Origin of the sequence: Lentzea sp. CA-135723 (genome assembly GCF_050936595.1) — a bacterium.
GTDB lineage: Bacteria > Actinomycetota > Actinomycetes > Mycobacteriales > Pseudonocardiaceae > Lentzea.
Genome location: NZ_JBNJMK010000001.1, coordinates 6,461,303 through 6,475,155, shown reverse-complemented (window position 1 = coordinate 6,475,155; position 13,853 = coordinate 6,461,303). Strand labels below are relative to the sequence as shown.

At 69.3% G+C, this 13,853-nt stretch carries 16 protein-coding genes and 1 pseudogene; 3 read left to right on the top strand and 14 right to left on the bottom strand.

The annotated features are described in order from the left end of the window. Positions 1 to 6: 6 nt before the first annotated feature. The 6 genes from ACQEU1_RS30250 to guaB all read right to left on the bottom strand — a co-directional run bounded on the left by ACQEU1_RS30250 (position 7) and on the right by guaB (position 4,378). Positions 7 to 546 carry a type II toxin-antitoxin system RelE family toxin gene (locus tag ACQEU1_RS30250; RefSeq protein WP_433208916.1) on the bottom strand — a complete coding sequence of 180 codons (540 nt, stop codon included), beginning with the start codon at positions 544 to 546 and terminating at the stop codon, positions 7 to 9. After that, a complete protein-coding gene (locus ACQEU1_RS30245) occupies positions 539 to 859 on the bottom strand; it encodes a type II toxin-antitoxin system Phd/YefM family antitoxin (RefSeq protein WP_433208913.1) in 321 nt (106 codons plus the stop codon). Before ACQEU1_RS30245 ends, ACQEU1_RS30250 begins: the two co-directional genes overlap by 8 nt. Positions 860 to 927: 68 nt before the next feature. Continuing rightward, positions 928 to 1,161: a hypothetical protein gene (locus tag ACQEU1_RS30240; RefSeq protein WP_433208910.1), complete on the bottom strand. Its 234-nt coding sequence runs from the start codon at positions 1,159 to 1,161 to the stop codon at positions 928 to 930. Between the two features lie 33 nt (positions 1,162 to 1,194). Further along, positions 1,195 to 1,542 carry a hypothetical protein gene (locus ACQEU1_RS30235; RefSeq protein ID WP_433208907.1) on the bottom strand — a complete coding sequence of 116 codons (348 nt, stop codon included), beginning with the start codon at positions 1,540 to 1,542 and terminating at the stop codon, positions 1,195 to 1,197. 58 nt (positions 1,543 to 1,600) lie between these two features. Continuing rightward, positions 1,601 to 2,734, bottom strand: coding sequence for a GuaB3 family IMP dehydrogenase-related protein (locus ACQEU1_RS30230; RefSeq protein ID WP_382445541.1), 1,134 nt, complete (start codon positions 2,732 to 2,734; stop codon positions 1,601 to 1,603). 132 nt (positions 2,735 to 2,866) lie between these two features. Further along, positions 2,867 to 4,378 (bottom strand): IMP dehydrogenase, encoded by a 1,512-nt coding sequence (gene guaB, locus ACQEU1_RS30225; protein ID WP_433208904.1) that lies wholly within the window; start codon positions 4,376 to 4,378, stop codon positions 2,867 to 2,869. A gap of 127 nt (positions 4,379 to 4,505) precedes the next feature. Between guaB and ACQEU1_RS30220 the strand changes: the two genes are divergently transcribed. After that, positions 4,506 to 4,889, top strand: coding sequence for a DUF5319 domain-containing protein (locus tag ACQEU1_RS30220; protein WP_285643156.1), 384 nt, complete (start codon positions 4,506 to 4,508; stop codon positions 4,887 to 4,889). 123 nt (positions 4,890 to 5,012) lie between these two features. On the opposite strand, the gene ACQEU1_RS30215 is transcribed toward ACQEU1_RS30220, so the two are convergent. The 6 genes and pseudogenes from ACQEU1_RS30215 to ACQEU1_RS30190 all read right to left on the bottom strand — a co-directional run. Beyond that, positions 5,013 to 5,906 carry an anti-sigma-D factor RsdA gene (locus ACQEU1_RS30215; protein ID WP_433208901.1) on the bottom strand — a complete coding sequence of 298 codons (894 nt, stop codon included), beginning with the start codon at positions 5,904 to 5,906 and terminating at the stop codon, positions 5,013 to 5,015. Further along, positions 5,907 to 6,479, bottom strand: a complete 573-nt coding sequence (locus ACQEU1_RS30210) for a sigma-70 family RNA polymerase sigma factor (RefSeq protein WP_319967421.1) — start codon at positions 6,477 to 6,479, stop codon at positions 5,907 to 5,909. Positions 6,480 to 6,787: 308 nt separating this feature from the next. Next, positions 6,788 to 7,384 carry a response regulator transcription factor gene (locus tag ACQEU1_RS30205; RefSeq protein ID WP_030471988.1) on the bottom strand — a complete coding sequence of 199 codons (597 nt, stop codon included), beginning with the start codon at positions 7,382 to 7,384 and terminating at the stop codon, positions 6,788 to 6,790. 81 nt (positions 7,385 to 7,465) lie between these two features. Then, on the bottom strand, positions 7,466 to 8,362 hold the full coding sequence (locus ACQEU1_RS30200; RefSeq protein WP_433208897.1) for a hypothetical protein: 897 nt from the start codon (positions 8,360 to 8,362) through the stop codon (positions 7,466 to 7,468). A 47-nt stretch (positions 8,363 to 8,409) separates the two neighbouring features. Then, positions 8,410 to 9,009 carry a hypothetical protein gene (locus tag ACQEU1_RS30195; protein WP_433212020.1) on the bottom strand — a complete coding sequence of 200 codons (600 nt, stop codon included), beginning with the start codon at positions 9,007 to 9,009 and terminating at the stop codon, positions 8,410 to 8,412. 105 nt (positions 9,010 to 9,114) lie between these two features. Beyond that, positions 9,115 to 9,348: pseudogene (locus ACQEU1_RS30190) on the bottom strand (MerR family transcriptional regulator); the annotation flags it as partial. 180 nt (positions 9,349 to 9,528) lie between these two features. Here ACQEU1_RS30190 and ACQEU1_RS30185 point away from each other — a divergent pair. Then, positions 9,529 to 9,825 (top strand): WhiB family transcriptional regulator, encoded by a 297-nt coding sequence (locus ACQEU1_RS30185; RefSeq protein ID WP_089915132.1) that lies wholly within the window; start codon positions 9,529 to 9,531, stop codon positions 9,823 to 9,825. A 252-nt stretch (positions 9,826 to 10,077) separates the two neighbouring features. Here ACQEU1_RS30185 and groL read toward each other — a convergent pair whose 3' ends face one another. Together groL and groES are read right to left on the bottom strand one after the other, a co-directional pair. Further along, positions 10,078 to 11,709, bottom strand: coding sequence for a chaperonin GroEL (gene groL / locus ACQEU1_RS30180; RefSeq protein ID WP_433208893.1), 1,632 nt, complete (start codon positions 11,707 to 11,709; stop codon positions 10,078 to 10,080). 100 nt (positions 11,710 to 11,809) lie between these two features. Then, entirely contained in the window at positions 11,810 to 12,103 is a 294-nt protein-coding gene (gene groES, locus ACQEU1_RS30175; protein ID WP_030478362.1) for a co-chaperone GroES, read from the bottom strand. A gap of 173 nt (positions 12,104 to 12,276) precedes the next feature. On the opposite strand from groES, the gene ACQEU1_RS30170 reads away from it, so the two are divergent. Then, positions 12,277 to 13,782, top strand: a complete 1,506-nt coding sequence (locus ACQEU1_RS30170) for an alkaline phosphatase D family protein (protein WP_433208889.1) — start codon at positions 12,277 to 12,279, stop codon at positions 13,780 to 13,782. Positions 13,783 to 13,853 lie beyond the last annotated feature (71 nt).

Below are 13,853 nucleotides of genomic sequence, written 5' to 3'. Positions count from 1 at the left end.
TAACGCCTAGTCCCCTATCGGTTCAGAACGGTGCGGGGAGCTCACGAAGGCCGTCCACAGGTCGACGGCCTGCTCGAGGTTCAGCGCGGCCACCTGCTCGCGCGGAACCCCTGCTGTGTGCACGAGTCGGTGGGCCAGCCAGTCCGGAACCGGCTCGCGCGGGGCAGCCTCCTCGACCACCACGCCGCCGGCGAGCCGGCCAAGCCTGGCGATCACGTCGGCCAACTTGGCCAGCGTGGAGCCTTCCTCCGCCACAGACGCAACGCGCTTCGAAGCCTCTGCGTACACCTCGGCATCGGAGCGCACCCCCACGCACCAGACCTCGCAGATCTCAACAGCGCCGTCAGAGGTGATCCTGTAGACGATTCGCCAGTGGTTGCGTCCGACCACCAGCTTGCGAAACCCGGTGAGTTCACCACCCAGCGGATGTCCGGCCGCTGGGTTCTCGAACAGGATCTGGATCTTCTTGAGCACCTTGGGCACGACATCCGGCCCGAGACGACGCAGGTCATCGATGGCCGCGTCGGTGAACTGAACCTCAGCCATCGAGCGAGTCGTCGTCCTCCACCGCTGCCAACGACTCACGCGTGTGCCCGAACGCCGCCAGCACGTCGTCGAAAGACGTGCGCTTGCCGGTGTCCGCGGCCGACCGCGCGAGCACGAGCGCCAGATCCCGCAGATCGGCGGCAGCCTCATCGATCTCAGCCAGATAACTCACCGACACCAGCGCTGCCACTGGATGACTGTGCCGCGTGACAACCACCGGATCGCCGTTCTCGGCATCAGCGACCAGACCGGCGACGCCACGCTTGGTGGCCTCCGTGACGGTCAGCTCGCGAGCGTCCTGGATTGCGGTCATGCAGCGAACTATACAGAAAACTACACAGAATGGGCGAGGGTGCGCGGGCAGGCGCACCCCCGGCCGACTCAGAGGACGAGGCCCTCGATCACCCAGACCATGAACGCCACGGCCAGACCGGTGATCACCAGGCCGCCGCACACGAACAGGGTCAGCAACTTCCAGCCGATGCCTCCGACGCGCTCGTCGGTGTCCTCCGGCGCGTCGTCGTCCTCGAACTCTTGGACCTCGGCGTCCGGGTCGATCGTGTCCACATCACTGTTCTTGCCGTCGCCGAACAAGGCATCCAATTCCACGCTCATGTGGACGCACGGGGTAGCCGTTCGGTTGCAGGATCAGGTTTGGGCCCATGCAGCCACCGGCAGGCTGAGGTAAACGCCCACGTCAGCGAGGCCCGTTGCCGCGACGATGGCCTCGCACAGGTCGTCCGCGCGCGCCTGGCGGTTGACGACGCGGCTTTCGAAGTACTTCGAGCGGACCTCGACAACGAGGTCCATGCCGGTCGAGTCGAACGGGCCGCGCGCGTGGAAGCGCAGGTCCACGTCGCCCGGCTGGAGGTCGCCGTCGTAGGGCTCCTCCGGGCACGCGACGGCCAGCGAGACCGCGTGCGGGAGCATCGAAGCCAGGTCCTCCAGCACCGCGTGCGGGACGTGGGGCGCGTAGTTGATCTCGACGAGCGGCACGGACCCCAGCAAAGCAGAAGGGCGCGTCCCCGCGGGAACGCGCCCTTCCGAGCCCGGATCAGCCCCGGATGGTCAGGCCGACCTTCTGGAACTCCTTGAGGTCCGAGTAGCCGGTCTTGGCCATCGCGCGCTTGAGGGCGCCGAACAGGTTCGTCACGCCGCGCGGGTCGGCGGACGGGCCGAACAGCAGCTTGCGCAGGTCCAGTTCCTGGTCGACGGCCTCGGCGACGAGGCTGCGCGGGACGGACGGGTGCGCGGACGCCGCGGTCCAGTACAGGCCCTGGCCCGGCGCCTCGGTGGCGGCGGCGAGGGGTTCGCCGAGCATCACGGCGTCGGCGCCGCAGGCGATCGACTTGGCCACGTCGCCCGAGGTGGTGACGCCGCCGTCGGCGATGACGTGCACGTAGCGGCCGCCGGTCTCGTCAAGGTAGTCGCGGCGGGCCGCCGCGGCGTCGGCGATCGCGGTGGCCATCGGCACGCCGATGCCCAGGACCTGGTCGGTGGTGGTGACGCCGGGCGTGTAGCCGTAGCCGACGATCACGCCCGCCGCGCCGGTGCGCATCAGGTGCATGGCGGTGCGGTAGTCACCGACGCCGCCAGCGATCACCGGGATGTCGAGGTCCGCGATGAACGACTTCAGGTTCAGCGGCTCACCACCGCGCGTGACGTGCTCGGCCGAGATGATCGTGCCCTGCACGACCAGGATCTCGACGCCCGCGGCCAGCAGGTCCGGGGTGAGCTCGGCGGCGCGCTGCGGGCTGACGCGGACCGCGACGGTGACGCCCGACTCGCGGATCTGCTTGACCGCCTCGGCGATCAGGTCCATCCGCAACGGCGCGGCGTGCAGCTCCTGCAGCACCTTCACCGCGGCGGCAGGGTCCTCGTTGTCCTCGGTCGCCTGGACCAGGCGGAACAACGCCTCGTCCACGTCGCCGTGCCGCGCCCAGAGGCCCTCGGCGTTCAGCACGCCGAGGCCGCCGAGCTCGCCGACCGCGACCGCCGTGCCCGGCGACACGATGGCGTCGGTCGGGTGGGTGATCAGCGGGATGTCGAAGCGGTAGGCATCGATCTGCCACGTCGTGGAGACGTCCTTCGACGACCTCGTCCGACGCGACGGGATGATCTCGATGTCGTCCAGCTCGTAGGCCCGCCTCGCGGTCCGGCCCATGCCGATCTCGACCAGATCGCGCACCTGTGGTTCTCCTTCGTCCGGGTCTCTGGGGGCCGCCCCCCAGAGAAAAGCACAGCGAGCGAGGGTGGTCCGCGCTTTCCGCGGACACACCTCGCCTAGAGCGAGAACAAGCTTTCAACCAGCCGGAACACCCTAACGGGTGGTGTAGTTCGGGGCCTCGACGGTCATCGTGATGTCGTGCGGGTGCGACTCCTTGAGGCCCGCCGCCGTGATCCGCACGAGCTGCGCGTCCTGCAGCTCCGTGATCGTGCGGGACCCCGTGTAGCCCATCGCCGCGCGCAGACCACCGTTGAGCTGGTGCACGACCTGCGACAGCGGGCCGCGGAACGGCGTGCGGCCCTCGATGCCCTCCGGCACGAGCTTGTCCTCGTTGAGGACGTCGTCCTGGAAGTAGCGGTCCTTCGAGAACGACTTGTTCTCGCCGCGCGACTGCATGGCCGCGAGCGAACCCATGCCGCGGTAGGTCTTGAACTGCTTGCCGTTGACCAGGATCAGGTCGCCGGGCGCCTCCTGGGTGCCCGCGAGCAGCGACCCGAGCATCACGGCGGACGCGCCGGCCGCGATGGCCTTCGCGATGTCGCCGGAGTACTGGATGCCGCCGTCACCGATCACCGGCACGCCGGCCGGGTTGCAGGCGAGCGACGCCTCGTAGATCGCGGAGATCTGCGGCACGCCGACACCCGCGACGACGCGCGTGGTGCAGATCGAGCCGGGGCCGACGCCGACCTTCACGCCGTCCGCGCCCGCGTCGACCAGCGCCTGGGCGCCCGCGCGCGTCGCGACGTTGCCGCCGACGACGTCCGCCGAGTCACCGAGCTCCTTCTTGATGCGGGCGACCATCTCCAGCACGCCGCGCGAGTGGCCGTGCGCCGTGTCGACCATCAGCACGTCGACGCCGGCCTCGGCGAGCGTCATCGCGCGGACGAACGAGTCCTCGCCCACACCGACCGCGGCGGCGCACAGCAGGCGGCCGTCCGGGTCCTTGGTGGCCATCGGGTACTGCTCGGTCTTGACGAAGTCCTTGACCGTGATCAGGCCCTTGAGCTTGCCGTCGCCGTCGACGATCGGCAGCTTCTCGACCTTGTGGCGGCGCAGCAGGCCGAGCGCGGCCTCCGCCGAGACGCCGACCTGCGCGGTGATCAGCGGGCCCTTGGTCATGACCTCGACGACGCGCTTGCTGTGGTCGAGCTCGAAGCGCATGTCGCGGTTCGTGATGATGCCGACGAGGCGGTTGTTCTCGTCGGTGACCGGGACGCCGGAGATGCGGTAGCGGGCGCACAGCGCGTCCACCTCGGCCAGCGTGGCGTCGGGCGAGCAGGTGACCGGGTCGGTGACCATGCCGGCCTCCGACCGCTTCACGGTCTCGGCCTGGCGGGCCTGGTCCTCGATGCTCAGGTTGCGGTGCAGCACGCCGATGCCGCCCTGCCGAGCCATCGAGATCGCCATCCGGCCCTCGGTCACCGTGTCCATCGCGGCGCTGGCCAGCGGAATCTTGAGGGTGATGTTGCGCGAGATCCTGGTGCTCGTGTCGACGCCACTGGGGACGACGTCCGACTCGGCAGGCAGCAGGAGCACGTCGTCGAAGGTCAGCCCCAGCATCGCGAACTTGGCCGGGACTCCGTCAGCGTTGAGCTCGCTGGTCATAGCGGGTGGCATGCCTTCCGTCGTGCGGTCTGCTCCCCCTCCTGCGAGCGTGGTTTCCGCAGGCGGAGGCGGTGCGACCCATGGTATCTGGACGACCGAGGGGGTACGGCGGGTACCGTGCGGGGTCGTGCCGCACGACGCGTTGCCACCAGACCCCTTCGAGGGCGACCCGGAAGACCCCGCACTCTCCCTGGGCGAGCCCCACCACGACCATCCCCCGATGGACGACGACGAACGGACGGAGCTGGTCAGCGACCTGAGCGACCTCGCCGTCTACCAGGCGTTGCTCGAACATCGCGGCGTCAGAGGCATCGTCGTGGACTGCGGCGAGTGCCAGGAGCCGCACTACCACGACTGGGCGTTGTTACGAGCCTCACTGGAGCAGCTGCTCGCCGACGGCCGGATGCGCCCGCACGAGCCGGCGTTCGACCCGGACCCCGGCTCGTACGTCAGCTGGGAGTACTGCCGCGGCTACGCGGACGGCGTGACGGCGACGGAGTCCGCTCGCTGACGGTGCGGACCCGCTGAGAGACATCTCACGAGCCCCTCCGGTCACATTCCACCTGACGTGTGAACGCCCGAGCATGTGAACGGCCCCTGACCTCGAAGGATCAGGGGCCGTTCACACTGCGTCTCAGTTGGAGCCGCTGACCGACTGGCCGGTGGCCTCACCGTTCGTGCCGGTGCCGGTCGAGCCCGTGCCGGGATCGGGGTCCGGCGGCGGAGGCGGCGGCGGGTTCTCCTCGCCGTTCGAGGTCGGCGGTGCCGGGGTCTCGGACGACGGCGGGACGGACGGCGTGGTGACCGAGGGCTCCGTCGACGGCGTGGACGGCGTCGACGAGGGCTTCGACGGCTTGGTCGGCTTCGTCGACGACGGCGGGGTCGAGGGCGTCGGCGCGGTCGAGGTGTCCGTGCCGAGCTGCTTCTCCAGCTCCTTGTGCTTCTCCTCGAGCTGCGCCTTGCCGTCCGCCGTCGAGACCGAGCCGAGGCTCGCCTCGACCTTGTTCAGCTTCTCGCGGGCCTCGTTGACCTTGCCCTCGCGCAGGGCGAGACGGGCCGCGTCGAGGTCGCCGTTGATGATGGCGGCCGCTTCGATCGACTTCGCGTGCTCGGAGTAGAGCACTCGCGTGAGGCCCCAGAGCGTGTCGCCGGGCTGGGCGTCGCGGGCCACGAGGCTCACGCCGGTGAAGGCGATGGCCAGGACCGCGGCGGCGCTCGCCAGCGGGATCAGGAAGCGGTGCCTGCTGACCGGCTGCGGGCGGGCAGCCTGGATCGTCGCGATGGCGGTGTCGGTGTCGACCAGTTCGCCGAAGGGCTCGGTCTCCACCTCGTTGCGCCATGCGAGCAGCAACGCGTTCAGCTCGTCGTCGACCAGCGAGCCGGTCGCGCCTGGAGTCGCGGACCCCAGCGCGTCCAGCAGCTTGTCATCGGCCTGTACAGCCGAAAGATCGTCGGCGACGGGTTCGTGCGGGGCTCTATCGTCCTGTCCGCGCACTTCCTCGTCGTCCTTTCCGTGTTCGTCGGCCACTCAGACCACCTCCTCCGCTGCCAGCGACTTGCGCAGCCGAGCGAGCGCACGGTGTTGCGCCACCCGGACCGCACCCGGAGTCGAACCGACCGCCTCGGCAGTTTCCTCGGCGGAAAGCCCGACCACCACCCTCAACAGCAGGATCTCCCGCTGCTTCTCCGGCAGGACGCGCAGCAAGACGGCCATCCGGTCGGAGAGTTCGCCCTGCATCGCCCGCTGTTCCGGACCAGCTTCGGTTTCCGGCGCGTCGGGGACTTCGGGAACCGGCTCCGAGCGGTTCCTGGCGGCGGACCGATGTGCATCGGCGACCTTGTGCGCCGCGATCCCGTAGACGAACGCGAGGAAGGGCCGACCCTGGTCGCGGTAGCTGGGCAATGCCGTGAGCACCGCGAGACACACCTCCTGGGCCACATCGTCCGCCGAAGCGAAGCTCCGCTCCTGCCTGCCAACTCTGGCGCGGCAGTACCGCACCACAAGAGGACGAATGGATGCCAACAGGCGTTCGATCGCGGCACGGTCGCCGTCGACGGCCGCGCCCACTTCGGCGTCCAGTCCGTCCCCCAAGTTGGTCATCGCAGACAACAGCCCTGGTGTTACTTGTTGGCGTACCGACATGAAACAGCACGAGTCACTCACAGCGACTCGTTGCAGCAAGCTCACCGTACCGGTCTTCAGGCCTTCTGTTCATCAGGGGGCTATGGACACCCCTAGTGACCAGCGGACACGCCGAACGGCTGACAGCCCGGCGACATTGTCACCGGGCTGGGCTAATTCCGCGACCTGAAGGATCACCAGTTGAACGAGTGGTCCGTCTCACGCCACCGGCCCCGCTTCCCCACATGCGGCATATGAGGACGCGGGGCCGGTGCGGCAAGAGCTACCTACTGGACGAGGCCTCGCCGGAAGCCGTGCGCGACCGCCTGAGCGCGGTCACGGACACCGAGCTTGCGGAAGAGACGACGAGCGTGCGTCTTCACCGTGTCCTCCGACAGGTAGAGCTCGCGGCCGATCTGGCCGTTGCTCTTGCCCTGGCTCATGCCTCGCAGCACCTGGAGCTCACGCTCCGTGAGCTGCACGCCGGGGTCGGAGGGCTGACGAGGCGCCGGCACCGAGGTGCTGGCGAGCGTGTGCGCGAGGGCTGCCACAAGCTCGGGGCGCGACGCGTCCCACCTCAGGTAGCCACGGGCACCACCGGCGATCGCCGCGGCGATGCTCCCGGCGTCGTCGGGTGCGCCGAAGACGATGACGTTTGCCTGCGGGTTCGCGGAGACGAGCCGACGGGTTGCTTCCACCCCGGTCGGGACAGCGCGCTGGGTTCCCACCAGCACGACGTCGACCGGCTGCCTTGAAAAGCGAGCCAACAACTCGTCACCGTGCGCTACGCAGTCGATGCGGCTAACCCCGGGGACAGCCGACATCACGCGGGTGAGACCCTCCCGCACACTGCGCCGGTCGTCGCAAATAAGGACCGTGGTCACGGGGACTCCTTTCCTGCAGCCGAGTGACGTTCCATCTCCCCTATCGGACGCTGGAGGCCGGACCTTGACACGATCCGGTGCTTAATCCGTCAAGAAGTTCATCTGAGGGTCTGCGTTCGGGGGTTCCCCGGAACGGAGCAGCCCACTCGGCACCCACGGGGAATCAAGGGCGACCCGACGACTGACGGCATCAGCTCTCCGTAACACGCAGCTCAGAGCCTCAGTCGCCCGGTCGATGGCCGTTGCGCCCACCGTGGAGGCATGGCCGGCCAGGACGAGAGCGCTCGGCCAGATCAACGGTTTCAAACGTTTTTCGGCGCTGTGATTTAGCTCACACTCGACTAGTTCAAGCCCGCGGTTCAGGCCGTCGGGTGTCCCCCACACGACCAACGAGGTGCCCAGAACGAGTGCCGACTTGAGCTCGTGCCGCAGCGCCTTCCTGCTCGTCGCGGTCCCGTGGGCGGCCTCGGCGGGTGCGACGGCCTCGGCCGCGCGGCCCGACGCCAGCTCGATCTCCGCGGTCACCCAGCCCTTGCGGACCTCGCCGCGCCACGACCGCGTCTCAACCCGTGTGAGCAACCTGCGGGCCTCGTGCAGGCGTTGGGCGCCGAGCGAGTCGGCGGCGAGACCGAGCAGCGCGTCGGCTCTGGCACCGGCCGCGTCGACACCGTCCGGGTCGTCCTGCCCTGCCTGCGGGGCCTTGGCGAGGGCGGCGCCGTCCAGCGGGCGGGCGAGGTGGTGGGCGCCTACCTGACGGAGGTGGGACGCGCGAGTCGAGAGGGCGAGGGAAGCGATCACCTGGTCGGGGTCGTGACGGAGCGCGTCCAACGCGGTGGCGGCAGCGGCGTAGTGGCCTTGCCCGCCCAGCACGACCGCGGCGAGCCAGCGGGCCCTGGAGCCGGCCGCGGAGAGCGCGGACCAGACGTCGAGGTCGGGTGAGTCGCCGAACGCGGCGCGGCGCAGGTCCTCTTCCTTCACGTAAGGAGTGTGCCCGCCCTCCTGAGGGACGAAGGGTGGGTGCCCGGTCAGGTGACGGCTGCTTCGACGGCGTCCGCGGCGGCAGCGAGGTCCTCCACGCGTTCGGCGGGCGAGGTGACGACCCCGCGCCGCCAGCCCGGCCCGCCGACGAACACCCGCACCTGCTGCCGCGTCCTGGGCAGCGCGGCGATCACCCCCGCGTCGGCGTAGCGGGGCAGCTGCGCCCACAGCACCACGGCGGACGGTGCGGTCCTGCGCACCGCCGAGACCAGAGCCGCCGACGGCAGGGCCGCCCCCAGTTGACGCACGACCACTCCTCGCACGGCCAGTTCGGCGGCCAGCGGGTAGAGAGGGAGGTTGTGCCTCTCCTCCGGCATGCAGGCGAGCAGCACGGGCCGATGGTTGCGCCCGTTCGTCACGAGCGGTGTGGCGCGCACGAACGCGGCGAGCACGCACTCGTTCAGGAGGTGCTCGACCTCGACGCCCGCGCCGGAGAGCTGCCAGCGGGCGGCGACGGCCGTCAGGACGGGGCGGACGACCTCGTTCCAGGTGGCGACGACGCCCTCGGAGGCGAGCGAGTCGGCCAGCATCTGCTGGACGGAGATCGAGTCCATCGCGACCGCGGCGCGGCCCAGTCCGCGCGCCAATCGAGACGCTCCGGGCATTTTCAGGCCACGTCCACCCGATGGGGCGACAGGGACCTCCCCGTGGGTCATCGACGATTTCGAGTCGAGAGCGAAACGAGCCGCCTCCGCGGAGGACGCGCCACGCAGAAGAGCGCGTTGCATCAATTCGAGCCTGGCCACATCCGGTGGGCCGTATTTCCGGTGCCGCCCAACGGTGTGGCCCGTCGGACCGAGTCCGTAACGGCGGTCCCAGGTGCGCAGGGTGGCGGGAGCCACGCCGAGTCGCCTGGCCACCGCGGCCACTGAGAGAAGGGGCTCAGCCGTGTGACTCCCGGCAGATCTGTGCTCCTGCGGTGTCATCACGAGAGCCATGTTCCGTTCACCTCATCCGGGCGGCAACTCCGGGCGGTGAGTGATCGAACACGCGTGCCGTCACCCATCAGTTGATAAGGGTCTTCAGCCTCTTGAACAAGTTTTGACGCGGTTCTACGGTGGATCATCGTTAAGCCGAATGGAGCAGTCGTCACGGAGGCGGTCTCGATGGCGGACACCCGAAGGCTCCCCGGTCCCAACGCAGATCTGTGGGACTGGCAGATGCGCGGTTCGTGCCGGGGCATGGACAGCGCGTTCTTCTTCCACCCCGACGGCGAACGGGGTCCGGCGAGAGCACGGCGGGAAGCTCGCGCCAAAGCTGTCTGCCTCGCCTGCCCGGTGCTGGAGATGTGCCGCAAACACGCTTTGGCGGTGCAGGAACCGTACGGAATCTGGGGCGGGCTCTCGGAATCGGAGCGCGACCACATCATCAAGGCACGAAAGCGGCAATTGGCAATAGTCTGAACAAATAAAACCGGCTCGGCACCAAACGAATGGCGCCGAGCCGGTTTATTTGAGCTCGAACCTCAGAGCCGGGCCGGAGCCGGGGCCGTGGGCTGACTCGTGGGAGCGAGAACCCAAGTCGCGAGTTCGCGCCGGTCGTCCGGTCACCCGCTCGTGCCGAAATCGGCGGAGCCCATTTCGGCACGAGCGAGTCGGCCGGACGACCGGCTTCCCGGCGAACTCGCCGTCCCGCCGGAGGCGGGACAGACGAACTCAGTGCCCGTGTCCGTGCCCGTGGCCGTGGCCACCGGCGGCGGACGACAGCGGCTCGTCGGCCTTCTTCTCGACGACGGCGCTCTCGGTCGTGAGCACCATGCGCGCGATCGAGGCGGCGTTCGCCACGGCGGAACGCGTGACCTTGACCGGGTCGATGATGCCCTGCTCGAGCAGGTCGCCGAACTCCAGCTTGGCGGCGTTGATGCCGAAGCCCCACTCGCCCTCGCAGACCTTGTTCACCACGACGGCGCCTTCGAGGCCCGCGTTGGCGGCGATCCAGAACAGCGGCGCGGACAGGGCCTTCGCGACGAGCGCGACACCCGTGGCCTCGTCACCGGTCAGGCCGAGGCCGCCGTCGAGCACCTTGGAGCCGTGCACGAGAGCGGAGCCACCGCCGGGGACGATGCCCTCCTCGACCGCGGCCTTGGTGGCGGCGACCGCGTCCTCGATGCGGTGCTTGCGCTCCTTGAGCTCGGTCTCGGTGGCGGCGCCGACCTTGATCACGGCGATGCCGCCGGAGAGCTTCGCGAGGCGCTCCTGGAGCTTCTCGCGGTCCCAGTCGGAGTCCGTGTTCTCGATCTCGCGGCGCAGCTGCTCCGCGCGGCCGGCGATGTCGGCCTTGGTGCCGCCGCCGTCGACGATCGTGGTGTCGTCCTTGGTCACGACGACGCGGCGGGCGGAGCCCAGCTGGTCGAGCGTGGTCTCGGCGAGCTTGAGGCCGATCTCCGAGGAGACCACCTCGCCGCCGGTGACGACCGCGAGGTCGTCCAGGAACGCCTTGCGGCGGTCGCCGAAGAACGGCGCCTTCACGGCGACGACCTTCAGGGTCTTGCGCACCGCGTTGACGACCAGCGTGGACAGGGCCTCGCCCTCGACGTCCTCGGCGATGATCAGCAGCGGCTTGCCGGACTCCGCGACCTTCTCGAGGATCGGGAGGACGTCGGCGAGCGCCGAGATCTTCTCGCGGTGCAGCAGGATGCGGACGTCTTCGTAGACGGCCTCCTGCGCCTCGAGGTCGGTCGAGAAGTGCGTCGACACGTAGCCCTTGTCGAACTGCACGCCCTCGGTGATCGCGAGCTCGGTCGCGAGCGTGGACGACTCCTCGACGGTGATGACACCGTCCTCGCCGACGCGCTCGATGGCCTCGCCGAGCAGGGCGCCGATGGACTCGTCACGCGACGAGACCGTGCCGACCTGCGCGATGTTCTCGCGGCCCTTGACCGGGGTGGCCTTGCCCTTGAGCGCGTCCACGACGGCGTCGGCGGCGGCCTGGATGCCACGGCCGAGCGCGGTCGGGTTGGCGCCCGCGGCGATGTTGCGCAGGCCTTCCTTGACCAGCGCCTGCGCCAGCACGGTGGCGGTGGTGGTGCCGTCACCCGCGACGTCGTTGGTCTTGGTGGCGACCGACTTGGCGAGCTGCGCGCCGAGGTTCTCGAACGGGTCGTCCAGCTCGATCTCGCGCGCGATCGTCACACCGTCGTTGGTGACCGTCGGGCCACCGAACTTCTTGTCGAGAACGACGTGGCGCCCACGCGGGCCAAGGGTGACCTTGACCGTGTCGGCGAGCTTGTTCACGCCGCGCTCGAGCGCCCGACGAGCGTCCTCGTCGAAGCTGATCTGCTTTGCCATTACCAATCCTCAATTGAGCCGCGGGTGAGCCGCGGGAAAGCGAAACGCCCCGGAGTCCCCGGATGGGGCGCCGGGGCGTCAGGCATGACAGCCGCTGCGTCTAGTTGACGACGGCCAGCACGTCGCGCGCGGAGAGGATGAGGTACTCCTCGCCGTTGTACTTGACCTCGGTGCCGCCGTACTTCGAGTAGATGACGACGTCGCCGACAGCCACGTCCAGCGGGACGCGGTTGCCCTTGTCGTCGATGCGGCCGGGACCCACCGCGAGGACCTTGCCCTCCTGGGGCTTCTCCTTCGCGGTGTCCGGGATCACGAGGCCGGAGGCAGTGGTCGTCTCGGCCTCCGAGGCCTGGACAACGATCTTGTCCTCAAGCGGCTTGATGTTCACGCTCACCGGGATGACCTCCACGGGTCTTTGGCAGGTTCGTGTTCAACGGCTCCTGCCACCCCGCCGTCGCGGGGGTCGGGGCGGTGCTGGTGCCGTGCAGTTGGCACTCTACCCACGAGAGTGCCAAGCCTTCAACGAGACCCCCGAACCGATCACCCTCCGGGAGCCGTATTCAGGGCATGTCCACGTTGACGCGCCGAACGCTGCTGCTCGCGGGCGTGGCCGGGGTCACAGCGTTCTCGGTCACGGCTTCGGCGCGTCCGAGCGACCCGTTCACGCTGGGTGTGGCCTCCGGCGACCCGGCACCCGACGGGGTGGTCCTGTGGACGCGGCTGGCTCCGCAACCGCTCGCCGAGGACGGCCTGGGCGGCATGCCGGCACATCCGGTCGAGGTCGAGTGGCAGGTCGCCGACGACGAACGATTCACCCGGATCGTGCAACGCGGCTCCACCACCGCTCGACCGGAGGACGCGCACAGCGTCCACGTCGAACTGAGCGGGTTGGAGTCCGGCCGCGAGTACTACTACCGCTTCAAGGCCCTCAACCACCTCTCTCGCGCCGGACGTACGCGCACGGCACCTCCTCCGGGCGTGTTGCAGGTACCGCTGACGATGGCCTTCGCGTCGTGCGCGCAGTTCGAGCACGGCTACTTCACGGCCTACCAGCGCATGGCCGAGGACGAGCCCGACCTGATCCTGCACCTCGGCGACTACACCTACGAGTACGAGAGCGGCATCCACGTGGCGCCGCAGGGCAACGTCCGGCGGGTCGACGGCCCGACCACCGTGTCCCTCGCGGACTACCGCCGCCGCCAGGCCCAGTACAAGACCGACCCCGACCTGCAGGCCGCGCACGCCGCGGCGCCGTGGGCGGTGGTCTGGGACGACCACGAGGTCGACAACAACTGGGCGGGCCTGCTGCCGGACAAGCCGCAGCCGAACTTCCCCGCCCGCCGCGCCGCCGCGATCCAGGCGTACTACGAGAACATGCCTTTGCGCAGGTCATCAAGGCTGTACCGGCGGATCCGGTGGGGCGGGCTCGCGACGTTCCACATGCTCGACACCCGCCAGTACCGGACCGACCAGGCCTGCGGGGACGGCCTCCAGCTCTGCCCCGAACGGCTGGAGCCGGACCGCACGATGCTGGGCGCCGCGCAGGAGGAGTGGCTGTTCACCGGCTTCCGGGAGTCGCAGGCGCGCTGGGACGTGCTCGGCCAGCAGGTGTTCTTCTCGCAGTACGACTACATCCCGGGCGAGGTCGACAAGTTCCTGCTGGACGCGTGGGACGGCTACGTCGCCGACCGCGACCGGGTGGTGGCGGGGTTCGCGGACGTGCGGAACCCGATCGTGCTGACCGGGGACGTGCACGCGGCGTGGGGCGCGGACGTGAAGGAGCGCTGGGACGACCCGTCGTCGAAGACGCTGGCGACGGAGTTGGTGACGACCTCGATCACGGCCGGTGGGGACGGGTCGGAGGAGTACGCCGAGACACCGCTGTGGCTGCGCGAGAACCCGCACGTGAAGTACTTCAACAACCGGCGCGGTTACACGCTTGCGAGGTTCACGCCCGATGAGTTGCGCACGGACTTCCGCGGGTTGGACTACGTGACGCGTCCGGGTTCGCCCATCCGCACGAAGGCATCGTTCGCGGTGGAGGACCGCGTTCCAGGCCTTCACAGGGCCTAGCGGAGCTGGACCTGTGAAGGCCTGGAACGCGCCCAGTCTCCAGAAGTGTCGCAGCCCAGGCCTTCACCGGC